Source organism: Pseudochrobactrum mosebachae (assembly GCF_048914685.1).
Classification (GTDB): Bacteria; Pseudomonadota; Alphaproteobacteria; order Rhizobiales; family Rhizobiaceae; genus Pseudochrobactrum.
Window position 1 is genome coordinate 381,797 of the sequence record NZ_CP128408.1, and the last position, 21,481, is coordinate 403,277.

16 protein-coding genes are annotated in these 21,481 nt (G+C 48.1%); 3 read left to right on the forward strand and 13 right to left on the reverse strand.

Going from position 1 to position 21,481, the window contains the following annotated elements; all coding sequences use genetic code 11:
* Window positions 1-177: 177 nt before the first annotated feature.
* Window positions 178-3,048, reverse strand: coding sequence for a DNA gyrase subunit A (gene gyrA, locus MP213Fo_RS01725; RefSeq protein WP_421089981.1), 2,871 nt, complete (start codon window positions 3,046-3,048; stop codon window positions 178-180).
* A 166-nt stretch (window positions 3,049-3,214) separates the two neighbouring features.
* Complete coding sequence (locus tag MP213Fo_RS01730) at window positions 3,215-4,243, reverse strand: LD-carboxypeptidase (RefSeq protein ID WP_421089982.1); 1,029 nt, start codon at window positions 4,241-4,243, stop codon at window positions 3,215-3,217.
* A 376-nt stretch (window positions 4,244-4,619) separates the two neighbouring features.
* Between MP213Fo_RS01730 and MP213Fo_RS01735 the strand changes: the two genes are divergently transcribed.
* The gene (locus tag MP213Fo_RS01735; RefSeq protein ID WP_421089983.1) at window positions 4,620-5,255 is read left to right on the forward strand and encodes a MarC family protein; all 636 of its coding nucleotides are present in this window, start codon (window positions 4,620-4,622) and stop codon (window positions 5,253-5,255) included.
* 59 nt (window positions 5,256-5,314) lie between these two features.
* Here the strand turns inward: MP213Fo_RS01735 and ssb are convergent, their stop codons facing one another.
* Together ssb and rpsD are read right to left on the reverse strand one after the other, a co-directional pair.
* A complete protein-coding gene (ssb, locus tag MP213Fo_RS01740; RefSeq protein WP_421089984.1) occupies window positions 5,315-5,869 on the reverse strand; it encodes a single-stranded DNA-binding protein in 555 nt (184 codons plus the stop codon).
* A 216-nt stretch (window positions 5,870-6,085) separates the two neighbouring features.
* Complete coding sequence (gene rpsD, locus MP213Fo_RS01745; RefSeq protein WP_421089985.1) at window positions 6,086-6,703, reverse strand: 30S ribosomal protein S4; 618 nt, start codon at window positions 6,701-6,703, stop codon at window positions 6,086-6,088.
* A 472-nt stretch (window positions 6,704-7,175) separates the two neighbouring features.
* Here rpsD and MP213Fo_RS01750 point away from each other — a divergent pair, with 472 nt between their 5' ends.
* Window positions 7,176-7,577, forward strand: a complete 402-nt coding sequence (locus tag MP213Fo_RS01750; protein ID WP_421089986.1) for a BspC domain-containing protein — start codon at window positions 7,176-7,178, stop codon at window positions 7,575-7,577.
* Window positions 7,578-7,629: 52 nt separating this feature from the next.
* On the opposite strand, the gene MP213Fo_RS01755 is transcribed toward MP213Fo_RS01750, so the two are convergent.
* Window positions 7,630-8,046 (reverse strand): winged helix-turn-helix transcriptional regulator, encoded by a 417-nt coding sequence (locus MP213Fo_RS01755; RefSeq protein ID WP_421090968.1) that lies wholly within the window; start codon window positions 8,044-8,046, stop codon window positions 7,630-7,632.
* Window positions 8,047-8,393: 347 nt separating this feature from the next.
* On the opposite strand from MP213Fo_RS01755, the gene MP213Fo_RS01760 reads away from it, so the two are divergent.
* Window positions 8,394-9,035 (forward strand): NAD(P)-dependent oxidoreductase, encoded by a 642-nt coding sequence (locus tag MP213Fo_RS01760; protein ID WP_421089987.1) that lies wholly within the window; start codon window positions 8,394-8,396, stop codon window positions 9,033-9,035.
* Between the two features lie 239 nt (window positions 9,036-9,274).
* On the opposite strand, the gene map is transcribed toward MP213Fo_RS01760, so the two are convergent.
* The 8 genes from map to MP213Fo_RS01800 all read right to left on the reverse strand — a co-directional run bounded on the left by map (window position 9,275) and on the right by MP213Fo_RS01800 (window position 21,417).
* Window positions 9,275-10,072 (reverse strand): type I methionyl aminopeptidase, encoded by a 798-nt coding sequence (gene map, locus MP213Fo_RS01765; protein WP_421089988.1) that lies wholly within the window; start codon window positions 10,070-10,072, stop codon window positions 9,275-9,277.
* Window positions 10,069-10,281 (reverse strand): ParD-like family protein, encoded by a 213-nt coding sequence (locus MP213Fo_RS01770; RefSeq protein ID WP_421089989.1) that lies wholly within the window; start codon window positions 10,279-10,281, stop codon window positions 10,069-10,071. The genes map and MP213Fo_RS01770 overlap by 4 nt, the downstream gene beginning before the upstream one ends.
* A gap of 75 nt (window positions 10,282-10,356) precedes the next feature.
* Entirely contained in the window at window positions 10,357-13,878 is a 3,522-nt protein-coding gene (dnaE, locus tag MP213Fo_RS01775; protein WP_421089990.1) for a DNA polymerase III subunit alpha, read from the reverse strand.
* A 794-nt stretch (window positions 13,879-14,672) separates the two neighbouring features.
* Window positions 14,673-16,274, reverse strand: a complete 1,602-nt coding sequence (locus tag MP213Fo_RS01780; RefSeq protein ID WP_421089991.1) for a sulfatase-like hydrolase/transferase — start codon at window positions 16,272-16,274, stop codon at window positions 14,673-14,675.
* A 154-nt stretch (window positions 16,275-16,428) separates the two neighbouring features.
* Complete coding sequence (locus MP213Fo_RS01785; protein WP_421089992.1) at window positions 16,429-17,124, reverse strand: ABC transporter ATP-binding protein; 696 nt, start codon at window positions 17,122-17,124, stop codon at window positions 16,429-16,431.
* A complete protein-coding gene (locus MP213Fo_RS01790) occupies window positions 17,124-18,350 on the reverse strand; it encodes a lipoprotein-releasing ABC transporter permease subunit (RefSeq protein WP_421090969.1) in 1,227 nt (408 codons plus the stop codon). The genes MP213Fo_RS01785 and MP213Fo_RS01790 overlap by 1 nt, the downstream gene beginning before the upstream one ends.
* A gap of 143 nt (window positions 18,351-18,493) precedes the next feature.
* Window positions 18,494-19,837 (reverse strand): proline--tRNA ligase, encoded by a 1,344-nt coding sequence (gene proS, locus MP213Fo_RS01795; protein WP_421089993.1) that lies wholly within the window; start codon window positions 19,835-19,837, stop codon window positions 18,494-18,496.
* 1,313 nt (window positions 19,838-21,150) lie between these two features.
* Window positions 21,151-21,417: a DUF1467 family protein gene (locus MP213Fo_RS01800; RefSeq protein ID WP_421089994.1), complete on the reverse strand. Its 267-nt coding sequence runs from the start codon at window positions 21,415-21,417 to the stop codon at window positions 21,151-21,153.
* Between the last annotated feature and the right edge of the window lie 64 nt (window positions 21,418-21,481).

Consider the following 21,481-nt stretch of genomic DNA (forward strand, 5'->3'; position numbering starts at 1 on the left):
ATCCGCTCTAAGTTATTGTTTTTACGCATTATCGTGGCCGCCCAATGATTCCATTGGACTACGAAATGCTCTAGAGCGAGTAACGTGCAGGTTGGATCGCAGCGCTCGCTCTAGATTTTAGAATTTCGCATTGTCATACCTATCAAGTTGATTCAACTTGATAGTGAAATGCTCTAATCAATCTTGCTTATCTTCCGAAGTGTCAGCTTCAGGTGCCACTGCATCAGAACTTTGCGGCGCTGAGGTTTCCCCACCGGCTTCACCGGCAGCCTCAATAGTGCTTGCAGCTGTTACGCCGTCAGTCACAGCAACATCGGCTGTTTCATCTTCTTCATCGTCGGTCTCCGAAATACGTTCAACCGACACAACCTTTTCACCATCAGCAGTATTGAAGATTGTGACACCCTTTGTGGAGCGCCCGGCAACGCGGATACCGCCAACCGGCACACGGATAAGCTGACCGCCATCGGATACCAGCAGGATCTGATCACTTGCCAGAACAGGGAACAGCGCCACAAGCTTACCGATTTCATCGGTTTTGGACGTATCAGTTGCACGGATACCCTTACCGCCACGCCCCGAAATACGGAACTCATAAGATGAAGACCGCTTGCCATAGCCATATTCACTGACTGTCAGAACAGTCTGCTCATGGGCTTTCAGCTCTTCATAACGCTCATCATTCAGCTCGGTATCTTCTGCAGCATCTTCACCCACAACTGCGATATCTTCAATATCATCAGTACCAAGCAAGCTACGACGTTCAGCTATAACACGCTTCAGATAGGCTGTGCGCTCTGCCGGCGTGGCTTCCACATGCTCCAGAATGGCCATGGAGATAACTTTATCGCCTTCAGCCAGATTGATACCGCGCACACCAATCGAATTACGTCCGGCAAACACACGCACATCATCAACACGGAAGCGAATGCACTGGCCGCCGGCTGCGGTAAGCAGCACGTCATCATTTGTCGTGCAGGTATCAACCGAGAGAATTTCGTCGCCTTCATCTTCCAGCTTCATCGCAATTTTACCGTTGCGATTAACCTGAACAAAATCAGAAAGCTTGTTACGACGCACAGTACCGCGTGTGGTAGCGAACATCACATCGAGTTCAGCCCAGCTTGTCTCATCTTCCGGCAGCGGCATAATCGTGGTGATACGCTCACCCTGCTGCAATGGCAGCATGTTGATCAGCGCTTTACCGCGTGATTGCGGCGTACCGATCGGCAGACGCCAGACTTTTTCTTTATAGACAATACCGCGCGAAGAGAAGAACAGCATTGGCGTGTGGGTATTGGCAACAAACAGACGGGTTACGAAATCCTCGTCTTTTGTCGTCATGCCGGAACGGCCTTTGCCACCACGGCGTTGGGCACGATAGGTATTAAGCGGTACACGCTTGATATAACCGGCATGGCTGACGGTTACGACCATATCTTCACGGGCGATGAGGTCTTCATCATCCATGTCGGCGCCACCCAATGTCAATTCTGTACGGCGCGGGCTGGCAAATTCATCACGAACCGCAGCCAGCTCATCCTTAACAATGGTCAGGATACGCTCACGCGAGGCGAGAATTGCCAGATAATCTTTAATCTCTTCGCCGATCTTGTTAAGTTCATCAGCGATTTCATCACGGCCAAGGGCTGTCAGGCGCTGCAAGCGCAGCTCAAGAATGGCACGTGCCTGCTCTTCAGACAGGTTATAGGTGTTATCTTCATTCAGCACGTGGCGCGGATCATCAATCAAGCGGATCAGCGGTGCAATATCAAGAGCCGGCCAGCGGCGGGTCATCAATTGCTCACGTGCCGTTGCAGGATCAGGCGCACGGCGGATCAGCGCAATCACTTCGTCGATATTGGCAACAGCAATCGCCAGACCAACCAAGACATGCGCACGCTCGCGCGCCTTATTCAGCAAAAATTTGGTACGGCGACTGACAACTTCCTCACGGAAATGCACAAATGCCGTCAAAATTTCAAGCAGAGCCAAAAGCTGCGGCTTGCCGCCATTCAGCGCCACCATATTGCAGCCAAAAGAGGTTTGCAGCGGTGTGTAGCGATAGAGCTGGTTCAACACCACATCAGCATTGGCGTCGCGCTTCAACTCCACCACAACGCGGTAACCGTCGCGGTCAGATTCATCGCGAAGATCCGAAATGCCCTCGACACGCTTATCGCGCACCAGCTCGGCCATTTTCTCGATCATCGTGGCTTTATTGACCTGATACGGCACTTCCGTGATGATAATCGATTCACGGTCATTGCGCATCGGCTCAATGGATACGCGACCGCGCATCAACACAGAACCACGCCCGGTGCTATACGCAGAATGAATACCCGCGCGACCAAGGATCAAGCCACCGGTCGGGAAATCCGGCCCCGGAATGATCTCAATCATTTCCTCAAGTGTCATATCCGGATTATCAATCAGCGCGATACAGCCATTAATGACCTCGCCCAGATTGTGCGGCGGAATATTGGTTGCCATACCCACAGCAATACCGCCGGAGCCGTTAACCAGAAGATTCGGATAGCGTGCAGGCAAAACCACCGGTTCGCGCTCGCGGCCGTCATAGTTATCCTGAAAGTCGACAGTGTCTTTGTCGATATCTTCAATCAGCGTTGAAGTTACCTTTTCCAGACGACACTCAGTATAACGCATTGCAGCCGCACTATCGCCGTCGATCGAGCCGAAGTTACCCTGCCCGTCTACGAGTGGCTCGCGCATGGAAAAATCCTGCGCCATACGCACCAGCGCATCATAGATAGAGGCGTCACCATGCGGATGGTATTTACCCATCACTTCACCGACGACACCGGCTGACTTACGATAAGAACGGTTCCATGCGAGGCCCATGCCATTCATGGCATGGAGAATACGCCGGTGAACCGGTTTTAAACCATCACGAACATCAGGAAGTGCGCGGCTAACGATAACGCTCATCGCGTAATCGAGATAAGACCGCTGCATTTCCTCCACAATGGAAATCGGCTCAATTCCGTTAGAATTTTCTGAACCGGGCGGCGGAGTAAGGTCTGACACTATTCAAAAATCTTTCATAAAGAATCGATTAGTTTTGATAAAAATCACTCTACCGCATATCATCAAAATTGCGAAATTTCGACAGCCTTAATCGTTCTGAAATTAACTGATTATGCAGCCTTATTGGCGAATTTGACCAACAAGGCTGCCGAAATTTTAAATATTATCACTGCGACAAAAGCGGAGGCTGGGTGAACTCGCAATATTCAGTATTCGCCAAGCATTTAACCGATGCCGGTTTGTGCAGATTAAATGGCACATTCATAGCGCCATGGCCAAAATACGGATAGTAATAAACCGGATAAGTTACCTTGCGTGCAAAATCCTCAATCACAGACTTATAGATCAGGCGCTCTGCATCGGTCACAGCGCCGCCCTGTCCATCACCAATCGGATAAAACTGGCCAAAAACCAGCCCTGCCGGCTTGAAACTTTTTTTATGTAAGAGCTGTTCCAGACCTCTGTCCAACTGCCGGTATGACGTTCCGACATCTTCAATCATTACGATATTATTATTAAAATCATAATCATAGATCGTATCGAATGCAGCCTGTATCAGACTAAAATTACCACCGGACATATCACCATTGGCGCCCTGAGATGCTGCGGCATTGAGAGGAATGAGCCCTTTATAATCAACCCCATTGGCAATCGCATCCATCACACTGTCAATGCTTGTCAGGCTACTCACGGTCTCACCGCCACCATCCGGCTTTGCCTGACTGTGCATCTCCTTGTTGAATTCCGCCAATACACCATGCACAGAAGGCCAGTTCAGCTGTTTATTGACAAATAAATGCAGCGCCGTCACATCACTGAAACCAATTAATATTTTAGGTTTCGACTGCTCTATTCTGGCTTTGGCTTTACTCAAGTAAGGGATCAGCTTGAAGGCTCCGTTACCACCGCGCATAAACCACAAATATTGCACCTGATCGTCGGTTAAAGCTGATATCAGGGTCTGAGCCCGCATTCGATCAGTATTCACATAACCAAAATCAGAGATTTGCTGTTGTAAATACTGAGTGGAAACTGCGAAACCTTTTGCCTCAAACATCGCAACGACATTTTGCACTGCAGCTTCATTATAGTCTGAAGAACTCGATATCAGATAAATCGTTTTTTTGCCTTCATCCGCAGCCAATGCGGGGAAACATAAAAATAATAATATTATCAACCTCAATATGAAAATCATAACAGCCTCATTTGAATGTAAATAAATGAAGCTAACAATCAAAATCCAATTACAAAACCGCGATTAATTTCGAGCAATCTTACTGGCAGACAGCGCGCAGGATTGCGCAATATCTCTGCGGCACACCAATTTTGGCAGACATAATAGCCGTAATGACGCATCAATAACGGCAAATACAGTTTATAACTTTTTCAATTTGGGTTTACTTTGCAAACTAAATTGCATTCATATCCATTGAAGCCTTATCATAAAACAATCGCATCCGGGACGAACTTGCCCCGCAACAACACTCCAATTTCATGATAATTATATCGCTTATTTATAAAAGTGAATTTCAGCTTATTACGAAATACATCAATCCAGAACGGAAACATCAATGAGTTTCTTTGACAGCCTCTTCAGCGCATTTGTAACCCTTCTCGTGACCATTGATCCTCCGGGGCTGGCGCCGTTATTTCTGGCTGTTACCACAGGCATGAACCGTAAAGAGCGATCTCAAGTGGCGATGCGTGCCAGCATTATCGGCTTTATTATCCTTGCACTCTTTGCCGTTGCCGGTGCGCAAATTCTGATGATGTTCGGGATTACGCTTGGCGCATTCAGGGTTGCCGGTGGCTTGCTGTTGTTCTGGATTGCATTTGAAATGATCTTCGAGCGCCGTCAGGAGCGGCATGAGAAAAGCGCTACTATCGCCATTACCAAAGACCATATCCGCAACGTGGCAGCATTTCCGCTGGCTATCCCGCTCATTGCAGGCCCCGGCGCCATCTCGGCAACCGTTTTGCTGGGCGGCACCTTCCCGACCTTCGGTTCCCGGCTGGCACTGCTCGGCATTTTGCTGGCGTGTATTGTGATTTCATATGTGGTGTTTTTGCTTGCGGAACGTGTTGACCGCTTCCTTGGTGAAACCGGCCGCTCCATTCTCACACGTTTGCTCGGTGTTATCCTTGCCGCACTTGCCGTACAGTTTGTGGCAGATGGTATCCGCTCACTGGTTACCGGTGTAGTTTAAAGCCTGCAATTAAAAAGCCCGCAGCGGATGCGGGCTTTTTATATTTTTTAATCCATCGATTAGAACGGAATATCATCGTCGAGGTCATGGCTGAAGCCACCCGACTGCTGCTGCGGGCTGGAACGACCGAAATCATTGCCACTGCTATTATTATTGCCGCCGAAATCACCGCCACGCGATGATCCACCTGACGAACCGGATCCACTGGCAAAACGATCGCCACCACTGCCTGCGCCTTCAAAACGGCCACCGCCGCCTTCACCACGGCTGTCGAGCATCTGCAATTCACCACGGAACTTCTGCAACACGATCTCGGTGGTGTATTTGTCGTTACCCTGCTGGTCAGTCCATTTGCGGGTCTGCAACTGACCTTCAATGTAAACTTTTGCACCCTTTTTGAGGTATTGCTCAGCAACCTTGGCAAGATTTTCATTGAAAATCACAACAGAGTGCCATTCAGTTTTGTCTTTGCGCTCACCGGTCTGGCGATCTCTCCAGCTTTCGGATGTCGCAATACGCAGGTTTGCAACCGGCTCACCGGAATTCAATCGGCGGATCTCAGGATCAGCACCGAGATTACCAACGAGAATAACTTTATTAACACTACCTGCCATAGACCCGCACTCCAGATTTTTTCGATATTTCGCGTTACCATATAGAAGCACGCCACGCTATGCGCGCCAAGATACTATTTTCCACAATAAAAAAAGCCGCCACGGTTTCCCGCAGCGGCCGTTATAGTTACGGAGATCGTTTTCCGTATTCTTGTCCTGCGGGTAAAAGCACCCGCTTTTGTCTTTATGCGGGTAAAAGTACCCGCGGCATCACGATTAACGTGAGTAGAATTCGACAACCAGGTTCGGTTCCATCTGAACGGCATATGGCACGTCAGACAGGGTTGGAACGCGGTGGTATGTTGCAGTCAACTTATTGTGGTCTGCAACGATGTAGTCAGGCACATCACGCTCAGCAAGCTGAACAGCTTCCAGAACAATAACCAGCTGCTTTGACTTTTCACGAACTTCAACAACATCACCGGCCTTCAGGCGATATGACTGAATATTTACGCGACGACCGTTTACATTCACGTGACCGTGATTAATGAACTGACGGGACGCAAAAATTGTTGGTACGAATTTGGCGCGGTATACAACTGCATCCAAACGGCTTTCCAACAGACCGATCAGGTTTTCACCTGTATCGCCCTTACGGCGAGCAGCTTCTTCGTAAGTTTTACGGAACTGCTTTTCAGAAATATCACCGTAGAAGCCCTTGAGCTTCTGCTTGGCGCGCAGCTGAATACCGAAATCGGACAGCTTGCCCTTACGGCGCTGACCGTGCTGGCCTGGGCCATATTCACGACGGTTTACTGGGGATTTAGGACGACCCCAGATGTTTTCGCCAAGACGACGATCAATTTTATATTTGGAAGATTCGCGCTTACTCATCGCATTTCCCTTTATAGTTTTACCGGCGCGGCAGCTTATCTGCCTCGCTCGAAGGAAACGCGCCCTCCTCTGCCTTCCGGTTTTGAAGACTGACAGAATATTGCGGCAGCGAATGCGGCAATGATTCACGGGACACGTCAACAGATACGGGGAATCTAAAAGATACCCTGAAGATCATGGCTGGCTTTTACGGACAGAGGGTAGGCTTTGTCAAGTCCTGCGCCGCGGGTCTGTGGAATTACAGCACTATAGGCAGTTTTCATGCCAAAAAGCGGCATCAGAGTCATTCTGCGGACGATTTAACGCAACACAACATTGATTGGCCGATTATAACCATGTTTACCTCAGAATTCATTCACATTTCAAAGTAATACTTGCATTGTTATTCTCGATGTAAACTCTGTGTCATAGCATGCTGGTCACAGTAAGCTGAGCGCACATTATAAATTCACTACGAACAACGGGATGCCTTATGTTTAAAACCTGTTTAAAAGCCTCAGCAGTTGTCCTTACTCTGTCCGCTCTTTCCTCTGCCGCACTTGCAGAGAAACTTCCGAAACAAAGCACGGATTTTAAAGGTAATTACGATATTGCGATCAAGGATAATAATGCCAAGCCTGAGACGGCTCTTTGCTCTGCCACGGTGAATGACCTGACGAAGAATACGAAATATAAATATGACCGCTTTGGCTTCACGCAGGCTGATTATGATGCTGCAATCCTCAGTCAGGCCAATGGCAGCGCTCTTACCACTGTAAAGCTCAGCGGTGAAGCCCGCCCGCGCAATGGCGCTACTAACTGGGATAAAGTAACTGTGGTCTGCACTGTAAACAAAAAATCAGTGCGGTCCGTTGCAGTTACGGTTCAAAAATAACCGTAACCACCATTGCCGTGGCGTATAAGGAAATTGTTTTTCTTACGGTAGCTCACCCTTGGAGCGCATCAAACTTTTTGCGCTCCTCACGCATTATCTTGCGGTTATCAACAGCCCACTGCCCCAGACCATCAATAGGCTTTGCCAGCGACTGACCAAGCACTGTCAGTGAATATTCGACTTCCGGCGGCGATGTTGGCCGAACCTTGCGTAAAACCAACCCGTCACGCTCAAGCGAACGCAAGGTAACTGTGAGCATGCGCTGGGAAATACCTTCCACCTCGCGGCGCAGCGCATTAAACCGCACTGCTCCTTGCTGCAGGCTCAAAATTACCAGTAAGCTCCACGTATCGCCCACACGGTCGAGAACTTCGCGGATCGGGCAGCAGCCGGTTTCATCAGCAGTAAATCCGGCTGTCTCAACCAGTAGCGGCACAGCATTCTGCTCGTCTCTGTTTGCCTGCACCATAGCGGCTTGATTGTTAAGGGCTGCCTCGCGCCGAGCGACCATTCACGTTCCTCCTTATCTGAGTTTGCTGCAGCTCAACTAAAAGCCTGCTTCAGCGTTATAATTAAACACTTCACCACCTGATAACTTCACTTTTTGATGTCATAAAAATACGACTACTAAAAGACGCTGCGGTGATGGCTGCGATCTATAATGAACATAATCCGCCCCTGTGAGGCGGTTACTTTTTTGTTCCTTACCGACTTTAAAGTGCATTCTTCACACGACCTTAAAATCTGCCTATATAGTTACCCATAGTAACTTGATTAAAAATAATTCCCTTAATCCTATAATATGAGGTAAGCATTATGTCAAAAATTGCAATCATCGGCGCCAGCGGATATGTCGGCACAGCACTGCTGAATGAGGCGGTCAAACGCGGCCATCAGATCAGCGCGCTCGTTCGCCGTCCTGAAAAAATCGCGCAGAACGACCATGTAAAAGCTGTAAAAGCTGATGTTTTGGATACAGACAGCTTAGCAGATCTGCTTAAAGGCCATGACCTGGTGATTTCCGCCTATAATCCGGGTTGGAAAGAAGCCGATATCCGCAACATCCATATTAATGGCAGCCGCTCCATCACCGAGGCCGTTAAAAAAGCTGGTATCAAACGCCTGATCGCTGTGGGCGGAGCCGGCAGCCTTGAAATTAATGGTGCGCAACTGGTCGATTCACCTGAATTTCCGGCAGAGTATAAAGAAGGTGCGTTGGGTGCCCGTCAGGCGCTTAATGAGCTGAAGACGGAAGATGAACTGGAGTGGAGCTTTGTTTCGCCGGCTATCTTGCTGGTACCGGGTGAAGCAACGTGGCATTTTCGCCTCGGTAAAGATTCACCTGTGTTTGACGACAAGGGTGAAAGCAAAATTACAGTCGGTGATCTGGCTGTTGCCATTCTTGATGAGGCTGAACAGGGCAAACATATCCGCCAGCGTTTCACTGCCGCTTATTAATTATAAGCGGGCTTTGGCATCAGATGCATAGTCAGCGATCTAGAGCGGGTAACGATCAGGCTGGATCACAGTGCTCGCTCTAGATTTTAGCTTTTTCGCATTGTCATATCTATCAAGTTGATTCAACTTGATAGTGAAATGCTCTAGAGCGGGTAACGTTCAGGTTGGATCACAGCGCTCGCTCTAGATTTTCGCATTATCATAGCTATCAAGCTGATTCAGCTTGATAGTGTAATGCTCTAAACAGCGCCCAAGCCTAAACGTTTAGCCTGTGCTGAGGCTCGCTCATCAGCACGCAATGTCAGCACTGACACGCCGGTTGAGGTCACCGCAACCGTGTGCTCGAATTGCGCCGAAAGCAACCCGTCTTTCGTTACCACCGTCCATTCATCGGCCTGCGTTTTTACATTACGCCGCCCCTGATTGAGCATTGGCTCAATGGTGAAAACCATGCCCTCCTGAATCAGGTGACCGGTTCCGGGTTTTCCGAAATTGAGTATCTGCGGCTCTTCATGCATTTCACGGCCAATACCATGGCCGCAATATTCATGCACAACAGAATATCCGTTGCGCTTGGCGTGACGCTCAATGGCCCAGCCAATATCTCCGGTTCTTGCCCCCGGCCGCACAGTGGCAATCCCCATCCACATAGCGTCATAGGCGGTACGTATCAGCCGCTTGGCAGCAGCATTTACCTCACCGACACAAAAGCTTTTGCTGGAATCCGCGATATAGCCGTTTTTCTCCAGTGTAATGTCGAAATTAACAATATCACCACTCTTCAACACATCCGATTGTGTGGGAATGCCGTGGCAAACCACATGATTGATCGAGGAGTTCAGCACAAAACCATAGCCATACTGGCCTTTGCTGGCAGGTCTCGCTTGCAAATCCTCAACAATAAAGCGCTCCACCATGTCATTAATCTGGAGCGTAGAGGCACCCTCAAGCGCCGTTCTGTCCAGCATTTCAAACACCGTTGCCAGAAGGCGCCCTGATTCAGCCAGTAATTCCAGTTCATGCGCCTGCTTAATCATGCTTGGCTCACATTAAGTGCAGACACAGCAACGCCAGCCGCACTCAGTTCACGGCACATAATTTCAGAAAAACTAAGCGTAGGATTAGTCTCACACAACAGGCCGATCTTGATCCAAAACGCAGCCTGCGCATTAATGGAACGACATGTAACCTTACTCGCCAGACGCAGCTGCTCATGCAGCTCGTCTTCAATATTAACAATACCCATTTAAAACCACCATATGCTTCATATACAAGATATACATGAAGCATATGGCCGCGGCAATTCAGCGAACCTAACTGATCAGCTGACAAGTTCCACATCAACCACGCCGCTGATCGCCTTCATAGCGCTGGCGATTTGCGGGCTGATCCGGTAGCGCTCCGGCAACGCAACTTCAACCTCGCGCTGGCCGTTGTCTTTAATCACGATGAAGCTCACCTCCCCGTCGCCGCGGGTTTTAAAATACGGCACAATCTGATCCAGCGCATCACTGTTACGTAAATAGAGCCGCAATGCTTTTTGCAGGCGGCTGGCTTCATCCTCCAACGACACCACTGTGGCAATGCGCAGGCTCACACCTTCCGGCCGGTTTTCGGCTGAAACCGTAATAACAACGGAACGGCCAGGTTCTAACAGATCACGAAACTGCTGAAGTGCTTCAGAGAACAACACCGATTCAAACTGTCCTGTCGCATCAGAAAATGCGATAATGCCCATTTTATTACCGGTTTTGGTTTTGCGTTCCTGCTTGCTGATGACAGTACCGGCAAGGCGGCCATTGGTTGCGCCTTTTTTAACCGAGTTGGAAAAATCGGCCCAGCTCTGCACCCGCATTTTCTGTAATGCATCAATATAATCATCAAGCGGATGGGCAGAGAGATAAAAACCGGCTGCCTGCAACTCACGATGCAGCTTTTCAGCCGATGTCCAAGGTGTAACGACTGGTAGTTGCAGCTTTTCTTTCGGCACCAAACCCGAGCCGAAAATATCTGACTGGCCGCTATTGGCATTTTCCTGCGTACGCTGGGTATAAGCCATCAGGCTGTCCATACCCGAACTCAATGCAGAGCGGTCGACACCAAAACAATCAAGCGCACCGGCATTGATCAGGCTTTCAAACACCCGCCGGTTGACCATACGCGGGTCAACACGCTCACAGAAATCCTCAAGGCTTTCAAACTGCTTTTCCTGACGTTTCAGTACAATATGCTCAACTGCCGCCTCGCCCACGCCTTTAATGGCGGCAAGCGAATAGAAAATCTTATTCTCGCCGACCTCAAATGGCCGGAAAGATGTCATGACCGATGGCAGCACAACATCAATGCCAAGACGCAAAGCATCGCGCCTGAAATCATTGAGCTTTTCTGTATTGTTCATATCATAGGTCATAGAAGCGGCCAGAAACTCGGCCGGAAAATGCGCCTTCAGATAGGCGGTATGATAAGAGACGATTGCATAGGCTGCCGCATGCGATTTATTGAAACCATAATCGGCAAATTTGGCAAGCAAATCAAAAATCGTATTGGCCTGCGCCTTGCCAACGCCACCGGCAATTGCCCCTTCAACAAAACGAACCCGCTGCTGATCCATTTCCTCGCGGATCTTTTTACCCATCGCACGGCGCAGCAAATCAGCCTCACCGAGCGAATAGCCCGAGAGCTCCTGCGCGATCTGCATCACCTGCTCCTGATAAACGATAACGCCCTGCGTTTCCTTCACCAGATGGTCGATTTTCGGATGAATAGAGGCCACCTCCTCTTCACCATGCTTGCGCGCATTATAGGTCGGAATATTCTCCATCGGGCCCGGACGATACAGCGCCACCAGAGCGATAATATCTTCAATACGGTCAGGTTTCATACCGATGAGCGCTTTACGCATCCCCACCGATTCCACCTGAAACACTCCGACAGTTTCACCACGCGACAGCATTTCATAGGTCAGCTGATCATCAAACGGCAATGTCGGCAGGTCGATTTTGATACCTTTGCGGGCAATAAGCTTGACCGCCATATTCAAAACCGTCAGCGTTTTCAGGCCAAGAAAATCGAATTTTACCAGACCGGCCTGCTCAACCCATTTCATATTGAACTGGGTAACCGGCATATCGGAACGCGGATCGCGATACATCGGCACCAGCTCAGACAAAGGCCTGTCACCAATAACAATACCGGCAGCATGAGTGGAGGCGTGGCGGAACAACCCTTCAAGCTTCAGCGACATATCCAGCAGGCGACCGACAACCGGCTCGCGCTCACGCTCTTCATTAATGCGCGGCTCTTCTTCAATCGCTTTACCAAGTGATACCGGATTAGCCGGATTGGACGGCACAAGCTTACAAAGACGATCCACCTGCCCGTAAGGCATCTGCAACACACGGCCAACATCTCGCAGCACCGCTCGTGCCTGCAATGTTCCGAAAGTGATGATCTGCGCAACCTGATCGCGGCCATATTTGGCCTGCACATAGCGGATCACCTCTTCACGGCGATCCTGACAAAAGTCGATATCAAAATCCGGCATCGATACGCGGTCAGGATTAAGAAAGCGCTCGAACAGCAGCGAAAACCGCAGCGGATCAACATCGGTAATCGTCAGTGCATAAGCTACAAGAGAACCCGCACCGGAACCACGACCGGGTCCTACGGGAATATCCTGCTGTTTCGCCCATTTAATAAAGTCGGAAACGATCAGGAAGTAGCCCGGGAATTTCATCCGGACAATAATGCCTACTTCATAATCAAGTCGTTTAATATAATCTTCATGGGTATGGCCCTCAGCCAGACCAAAAATCTTCAGCCGCTCTTCAAGCCCCTCACGTGCCTGACGCGCCATTTCATCAGCTTCAGCCTGCAATGCTACCTCAGGCGCAGCACCCGGATCATCACTCTCTCCGGTAAAACGCGGCAGGATCGGCGCACGGGTTTGCGTGAACCAATGACAGCGACGCGCAATTTCTACCGTATTTTCCAAAGCCTCAGGCAAATCGGCGAACAAGGCCACCATTTCGCTTTGTGATTTGAGATAATGATCAGATGTCACGCGGCGGCGGTCATCTGATGCAATCACCTGCCCCGCAGCAATGGCCAGCAATGCATCATGTGCTTCATAATCATCGCTTTGCTTGAAAAAAGCCTGATTGGTGGCAACCAGCGGCAGATTATATTCGTAAGCCAGATCAACCAGTTTTGATTCAACCAAACGATCATAGCCACTCTGGCGGTGCAACTCGACATACAGCCGGTCGCCAAAAATACTCTTCAACAGTTCAAGTCTGAACCGGACGCGCTCTTCGCGCTCATTGCTGAGAGATTTGGTGATTGGGCCCTCAGCACCACCGGTCAGAAGAATAACCCCTTCCGATAAATCCGGCAGCCAATCCGCACGAATATGCACCGGATCGCCAGCTTCAGTTTCCAAATAAGAACGGCTGACAAGCCGAACCATATTGGCATAGCCCTCTTCATTGGTCGCCAGCAATATAACGGGCGCAAGATCCAACGCATCACGACGGTTAACGGCACGGCCTTCCGCCTCGTGATCACCAAACGCAATATCAACGGCACAACCAATGATCGGCTGTATGCCATCTTTTGACGCTTTTTGCGCAAACTCCAATGCACCGAAAAGATTATTAGTGTCGGTTACAGCAATTGCGGGCGCGTTATCATCTTTGGCATGCGCAATGATTTTACCAATTTGCAATGCCCCCTCAAGCAGCGAATAGGCAGAATGCACACGCAAATGAATGAATGCGGGAGACGTGGAAGCACCACCGCTACGCGCAACAGAATTGAGACTCGCGGATACATCAGAAGGCAAAGGCGTAACCCCATCATTGCCGCACACCCTATACCAGCCGGTAGGTTACCCAAAAGGTTATAAGAATGCGCGACATTTCAAAGTGGTACAGCAGATCAGTCTATTTCAAAAACCCATCAATCTTTGTGTTTTTTTAACACGTCGATAATGGTGTTTTGCAAACACGGTGCTGTAAAGCGGAATATCAAAGCTGACAACGAACCTTAAGCCTATCAAGACTCTGTTCAACCATCAAATTTCTTTTTCCCGCAATGCCGCCCTGATGTCCAGATGCAACTGCGCTTAACGCCAAGCCTTGCACAGGCAGTGCCCCTGCCTGCGATCGTTTTTTATATCTGTCAAAACAGATTTAGCGTGTTCAGAACGCGCTGAGCCACATAGCAAATGTTGCTACAAACAAACCGATGGAAATAAACGACATAACATCACGAACTACATCAGACATGATTTGAACTCCATATGTTCCTGTATGTTTTTAATTTGTTCCAATATTGTTTGTTAGTCAACCCCTGTTTGTTCTCATTAAGATATCTATAGTTAGTGAATTATGAACTTCAGAATTTACTCAAAAAAATCCACGACATAGATCACAATAAAACATGTCACATTCGCCGCAGATTAAAAAACACAGCGATTGAGGGATATTTTATGTGGACTACATTACGAATAAGAAAAATTCTGATGCTTTGAAGCACCACATCAAGCCGACTAAACTTGATAGGTAAAATTTCCAGAGCAATAAATAAGGTGCATTGCTCAAGGGGGCATAAAACTTCTAATTCATTTAGCTCCAGCTATTTTACGCTAAAATGCTTTGCTATTTTTTCTGTACTGGCCTCGGGTTTCATCCATGCCTTATATGCCAATAATTTATCATTTCTGATAAAGTCATTCACAGCAGTAAGTCCATATTCTTCAACCAATGTCGGGTAATCTGAAAGCAATGAAACACCTAAACCTGCACGCCCATCCTTGAGAGGAAATCCCAATAAATCGAGGATGGTCGGGAACACGTCAAACATTGCAGCATCACGTTTGATTAATTGCGGCTGAATATCATCGGCAAGGACAGTGAAATAATTCATACGATCTGTCTTGTCCAACTCGTTAGTAAACTGGTTTTTCATCATCAGGTGATCGCTGACAATGACAATAATAGTATTTTTTAAATATCCTTCCTCACGCAAATTATTTAAAAACCGCTCAATCTCATAACCGGTACATTTAACCGCATAAAGAATTGGTGGCAGTCCATGACCTTCAAGCGCCGCATCACAGCTCTTTGTCGGATGACCGTCAGGGAAATGTGCACTGATCGTAGCAACTGAAAAAGCGTATGGCCTACCTGCCTCATGGAGTTTGCGAATACGAATTTCTGCCTGTTCAAACAGTGTATCATCAAACAAACCCCAGCTGTTGAGATAAGAGCCGGCGTCATTATTGTAATCCAGCAAACCAGAAATATAGCTAAAATTATGCGTATCCAAAAATGGTTTCATACCTGCAAAACCATGATCAGAGCCATTCATAAATTCAGTATGATAACCATTATCGTTTAAGATATCACTCAGGCAGGGAATACCTGCAAAAAAGCTTTCTTGGGTCTCATTCATATCCTGTGTAAGCATACCGCGACGTTGCAATGGCATACCACATTGCGTTGTTACAAAACCGGCCATAGACCAGCCAGTATTATTAACTTGCCGGATACCTGCAACTTCCAGCCCAGAAGCCGCCAAACGGCTCATTTCTGCAAAGCTGGCTTCACCATGTGAAATCTCAGAAAAACTTCTTTCCATGCTTTCAGCGTAGATCATGAGCAGATTCTTGTTTGCTCTTGCAGGTAGCGTAAGATGTTCAGGCTGGTGGTACGCCTGTAGCAAGCGATCATCATAGCGATTAATCAGCAGATAATCAGCTATCCCTAAAAGCATCGGATTAACCAAAAACAAAGGTATGAATAGAGCGCGGTCAGCCACAAGAAAACGCTTATCAAGATTAATCAAAACAGCAAGACTTGCAGCAACGCCGAGAAAGCTTAACGCATAGCGCAAAATTGGATTTACCAAACCATGCGGTATATGTCCTCCTGTACCCATTTCAATATGGAAGACTATACTTGAGAAGTCAAAATCACCAAATACACCTAAAATACAGAAATAAATAAACAGCAACAACAATGGTACAAAACTATAGAGGACACGAAAACCACTCACTTTTACAGCTTTGGCACCATATCCTCGTAACAAAAAATATAGCGATACAAACAAAAACCCAAATAAGACATAAGTGCCCGATAATGCAAAATACTTTTTAACCAAATAAGAGAGCGAACACGCCAAAGCAAATATTGCTACATTGTAATAAACATAGTCTTTATTGAAAATAACATTCATATCGGCACCAACAAAAGAAAAACCCTCTCTTGGTAGCCAATATTTCTTCGCACAACAATAAGAAAAATAGAGTATACATTACAATCAAATTAAGTAAATTATAATATATATACTATTATAATTTACTTAATTTGATTGTAATGGGGCATCACTTCTACCCCCCCAGATCCAACTCAACAATCTTACCATCTTTAAGCGTCACACAACGATCCATTCGGCGGGCAAGATCGTGATTATGCGTTGCTATCAGTGCAGACAGCCCGGACTGGCGCACCAGCGCCTCAAGCGCCTGAAACACATATGATGACGTGGTAGGATCGAGATTGCCTGTCGGTTCATCCGCAAACAACACCAGCGGTGCATTGGCAACCGCGCGGGCAATAGCCACACGCTGCTGCTCACCACCTGAAAGCTCTGAGGGACGATGTGAGGAGCGCGGGCCGATGCGCATGTAATCCAGCAGATTTTGCGCGCGCTGTGCTGCCACTTTGGTCGACAAGCCACGCAACATTTGCGGCACCATCACATTTTCAAGCGCCGTGAACTCAGGCAGCAAATGGTGAAACTGATAGACAAAGCCCAAATCGTGACGACGCATAGCAGTCCGCTGGTCATCATCCAGCTGTGCGCAAGAGGTTTTGCCTAAAATAACATCACCGGAATCCGGCTTTTCAAGCAGACCGGCCGTATGAAGAAGTGTCGATTTACCGGCACCAGAAGGTGCAACCAGTGCAACCATCTCACCGCGATGCAGAGTTAGATTTGCATCTTTCAAAATCGACAATTCACGATCTGCCTCGGTATAGCTGCGGCAGATATTTTTAAGCTGAAGGATAGGTTCACCGATCATTATTCGTTCCTCAGCGCATCAACAGGATCGAGTTTGGCTGCGCGCCAAGCCGGAAAAATCGTTGCAATAAATGACAAGACGAGCGCCATAATGATAACAGAGAGTGTTTCTCCGACATTCATTTTCGCAGGCAGCTGGCTTAGGAAATAGAGCTCAGGGTTAAACAGGGTTGTACCGGATAGCCATGAGAAGAACGCACGGATACTCTCAACATTAAGGCAAACCACAACACCAAGGATCACGCCTGCCAGAGTTCCGGTAATGCCGATAGCCGCACCGGTCATCAAAAATATCCGCATAATCGCACCGCGTGTAGCACCCATTGTGCGCAGGATCGCGATATCGCGGCCTTTGTCTTTCACCAGCATGATCAGGCCGGAAATAATGTTCAGCGCTGCAACCAGTACAATCAGGGTCAAAATCATGAACATCACATTGCGCTCAACCTGCAAGGCCGAGAAGAATGTGGCGTTACGCTGCCGCCAGTCTGTCATCATAACAGGGCGCTCAGCTGCCTCTTCCACACCGGCGCGCAAATCATCAATCTTGTCCGGATTATCTGCGAAAACCTCAATAGACTGCACGCGCCCTTCCTGATTGAAGAACAATTGCGCCTCATTAAGCGGCATCAACACGATCGATGCATCATATTCCGACATGCCGATTTCGAAAATCGCTTTAATCGGATAGGCTTTGGTACGGGCATTGACGCCAAAAGGCGTGACATCACCATCAGGGGAAATGATTTTAAGGTCATCCCCGACAGCCAGACCTAAGTTCTGCGCCATGCGCGTACCGATTGCTACACCGTCTGAGGTATCGAAATCTGCGAATGTGCCGGATTTCACATTTTGTGCGATCAGCTTGAGCTTATTCACGTCTTGCTTACGCAAGCCGCGCACCATAGCGCCGGTGCCGGCACCGATAGCACCCTGCACCAAAGCCTGCCCTTCAACCACCGGAATGGCGAAGCTCACGCCCGGCAAAGCATCCATACGTTTAACCAGATGGTCGTAATCTTCCATCGGGCTGTCAATCGGCGCCACAATCAGATGACCATTGATGCCGAGAATACGATTGAGCAGTTCGGAGCGAAAGCCGTTCATCACCGCCATAACGATGATGAGCGTGGCCACGCCAAGCATAATACCCGTGAATGAAAAACCCGCGATCACAGAAATGAATGAGTCACGACGACGCGAGCGCAAATAGCGCCACGCAATCATGCGCTCAAGCGCAGAAAAAGGACCTGTTCCCTTGCGCTTCACATGCGCTGCGGGCTTTTTCACCGGTTGCTGTTTTGGCAATTTATTAAGCAATTGCACGCCCCCGTTTGACTGTTTTCCTGCTGTCGCGGGCTTTTTGAACATTACTGCCCCACGTTTGGAAGATGAGCGGTCAAAAGATTGATTGCGGCTTCAACCGTCATTGTCTGACGCTCGCCGGTTTTGCGGTCTTTCACTTCAACTTCGCCATTGGCAACGCTGCGCGGCCCCGCAATAATCTGTACCGGCACGCCAATCAGATCCATCGTCGCAAATTTAGCGCCCGGACGATCATCACTATCATCCAGTAACGGATCAAGACCGGCATTGGTCAGCGCTTCATAAAGCTTTTCAGACACTGCATCGCAAGCAGCATCGCCAGGCTTCATATTCACGATACCCGCGCCAAATGGTGCAATGGCTTTTGGCCAGATAATACCGTTTTCGTCATGGGATGCTTCAATCGTCGCAGCAACCACGCGTGAAGGGCCGATACCATAAGAGCCCATCGATACCAGATGCTCTTTACCATCCGGCCCCTGCACTTTCGCGCCCATTGGTTCGGAATATTTGGTGCCGAAATGGAAGATATGGCCAACCTCGATACCACGTGCTGCAACCTGATTAGCTGCATTGACCTGCGCCCATGCGCTTTCATCATGCATTTCTTCAGTAGCAGCATATGGTGTCGTCCACTGATCAACGATCGATGCCATTGCTGCATCGTCAAAGAAATCAACATCTGCGCCCGGCACCTTCAGGTCAAGATAAGCGCGATCACAGAAAACCTGACTTTCGCCGGTTTCTGCCAGAATAATAAATTCATGGGAGAGATCGCCACCAATCGGGCCGGTATCCGCACGCATCGGAACCACTTGCACACCAATACGAGCAAAGGTACGCAAATATGAAACGAACATACGGTAATAGGCAGCCTTTGCGCTTTCAAAGTTCAGATCGAACGAATAAGCGTCCTTCATAAGAAATTCGCGGGAGCGCATCACGCCGAAACGCGGACGCACTTCATCGCGGAATTTCCACTGAATGTGATAAAGGTTCAATGGCAGATCTTTATAAGAGCGGACATAAGAACGGAAAATATCGGTGACCATTTCTTCATTGGTCGGGCCGAACAGCATTTCACGCTCCGAGCGGTCTTTAATGCGCAGCATTTCCTTGCCATAAGCATCGTAGCGGCCACTTTCGCGCCACAGATCCGCAGACTGGATAGTCGGCATCAGAATTTCGTTACCACCGGCGCGGTTTTGCTCTTCGCGGATAATGGTATTGACCTTATTGAGAACTTTCAAACCCAATGGCAACCATGTGTAGATACCGGCCGACTGCTGGCGGATCATACCCGAACGCAGCATCAGGCGATGCGAGACAATTTCTGCCTCTTTTGGATTTTCTTTCAGGATAGGCAAAAAGAAGCGGGACATACGCATGGGGAAACCACCGAAAATTGCTCCCGACCCTTAAAGAATCAGGAAAAAACACATAAAATCTCTCGTGTTTAGTAACGACTTATCATGGCAATGAAAACCCGTCTCAAACAAGCTGCAACAGCTAAGAAATATCAGAGCTGCCTGATAAAGCCTGCCAAATTATGGCGCAGCCTGATGATTCTTCACGCGTGGCTGACATCCAGAATGGAATTTCATCTATCCGGATGATTTTGCGTAGTCACAATCTGATGATTACGTAACAAAATAATCGAACAATGGAGTTTTACTGATTTGTGACAGATTTTTTACAATTATTATTTTAAGCGTAAAATGGCGCCAAAAAGCAATATTTCAATCAAATATTGCTTTTAAATCGAATTAAAAAGCTAGAATTATGCGCTTTGCAGGAAAAAATTATGGCATTCTGGTGTCTGCGACCAAAATAACACGTGACAACTGATATTTCTCATTCTATTTTCTAAGTAACGACAACAGAGAGCAGGTTTAACTACTCTCTCACGCGGTCAAAGTCTTGGGAGGATGTAACTCAGGCGCGTTAATACGCTGCCGCCCGTAAAAGGGAAACGAGTTGAACGCGTTTTTTATAAGCAAGGCTAACGCCTTGCTTTTTTTTACATCTAAATGATACTAATATAGTGGGATTATAGGGCGCGTTTTTCTTGCAGATGCCAATACCGCCCCTCTTTTTACATAAGAATAATGTGCCCTAAGCAGTTACATCAATTCTGCCTCACGTGAATGCACATCCAAAGCACTGTTGTTTCTCCAGCATACCGGGCTCATTCCTGTTACCCGCAGACATTCACGATTAAGGTTTGATTTGGTCAGGAGCGAGCTGGCAAAGTAAGCAGTGCTACCGGATCATCAGTCTCGCGCAGTAAACGGCAGGCCTCTTTTACACAAAAATTATTGACATAGAGTGAGACGCTCATGCCGCAGCAGCTATTAACCGCCTCGGAGAGATGGCGTGCCGTACGTTTCAAGCAAAATTAACAGGCTGGTTTGCAGGCTTGTCTATTGATACCGGAGCGGCGAATTTCAAACTGCACGGCTCTTCGACATCCGTTAAATTTTCGCGGCAATGCTTTCCGCTTAGACATAGCTTTGATGAGGTTCCTCGCCCTGAAATGATAGATAATTCAGGGCGAGCATTGGACAGCAAGCTACCAAATACAGAAAATTCCAAGTCGAAACTATGATTTCTGGTGACTGCTCACGCAAAATAAACAGATAACAATACTGAAATAACAGTATAATTACAGTGTGTTACATTAAGAATATAATATTTAGATTCACAGATCAGGAAAGAAGTGCGGAATATCGTCGAGACCAAAGCCCAGCTTTTGGGTAATAAACCAAAAACCTGTAAAGATAACGGTAGCGAGAATAGTGGTACGGAAAAACGCCACCCCGATACGCGCGCGTGCAGGTGCACTGGCAACGGTTCCGCGCACAATTTCATTTTCTTCTGCCTGTGTACGCAGGCCAAATGGCAACATCGCAAATAATGATGTCCACCAGATAATAAAATAAATCGCCATTCCGGAAATAATCGACATTACAGTACCCCTCACCCATAAAACCACTGTGATACAGGGCTTCAGTCAGTCTAAGCTTTCAACT

What these genes read in the sequence shown, in the direction of transcription:
- ssb (WP_421089984.1), bottom strand. Translation starts at nt 5,869, where the DNA reads ATGGCAGGTAGTGTTAATAAAGTTATTCTCGTTGGTAATCTCGGTGCT.
- MP213Fo_RS01755 (WP_421090968.1), bottom strand. Translation starts at nt 8,046, where the DNA reads ATGGTGCAGGCAAACAGAGACGAGCAGAATGCTGTGCCGCTACTGGTT.
- MP213Fo_RS01750 (WP_421089986.1), top strand. Translation starts at nt 7,176, where the DNA reads ATGTTTAAAACCTGTTTAAAAGCCTCAGCAGTTGTCCTTACTCTGTCC.
- MP213Fo_RS01800 (WP_421089994.1), bottom strand. Translation starts at nt 21,417, where the DNA reads ATGTCGATTATTTCCGGAATGGCGATTTATTTTATTATCTGGTGGACA.
- MP213Fo_RS01735 (WP_421089983.1), top strand. Translation starts at nt 4,620, where the DNA reads ATGAGTTTCTTTGACAGCCTCTTCAGCGCATTTGTAACCCTTCTCGTG.
- MP213Fo_RS01770 (WP_421089989.1), bottom strand. Translation starts at nt 10,281, where the DNA reads ATGGGTATTGTTAATATTGAAGACGAGCTGCATGAGCAGCTGCGTCTG.
- MP213Fo_RS01785 (WP_421089992.1), bottom strand. Translation starts at nt 17,124, where the DNA reads ATGATCGGTGAACCTATCCTTCAGCTTAAAAATATCTGCCGCAGCTAT.
- MP213Fo_RS01780 (WP_421089991.1), bottom strand. Translation starts at nt 16,274, where the DNA reads ATGAATGTTATTTTCAATAAAGACTATGTTTATTACAATGTAGCAATA.
- MP213Fo_RS01730 (WP_421089982.1), bottom strand. Translation starts at nt 4,243, where the DNA reads ATGATTTTCATATTGAGGTTGATAATATTATTATTTTTATGTTTCCCC.
- MP213Fo_RS01760 (WP_421089987.1), top strand. Translation starts at nt 8,394, where the DNA reads ATGTCAAAAATTGCAATCATCGGCGCCAGCGGATATGTCGGCACAGCA.
- proS (WP_421089993.1), bottom strand. Translation starts at nt 19,837, where the DNA reads ATGCGTATGTCCCGCTTCTTTTTGCCTATCCTGAAAGAAAATCCAAAA.
- MP213Fo_RS01790 (WP_421090969.1), bottom strand. Translation starts at nt 18,350, where the DNA reads ATGATTGCGTGGCGCTATTTGCGCTCGCGTCGTCGTGACTCATTCATT.
- map (WP_421089988.1), bottom strand. Translation starts at nt 10,072, where the DNA reads ATGATTAAGCAGGCGCATGAACTGGAATTACTGGCTGAATCAGGGCGC.
- rpsD (WP_421089985.1), bottom strand. Translation starts at nt 6,703, where the DNA reads ATGAGTAAGCGCGAATCTTCCAAATATAAAATTGATCGTCGTCTTGGC.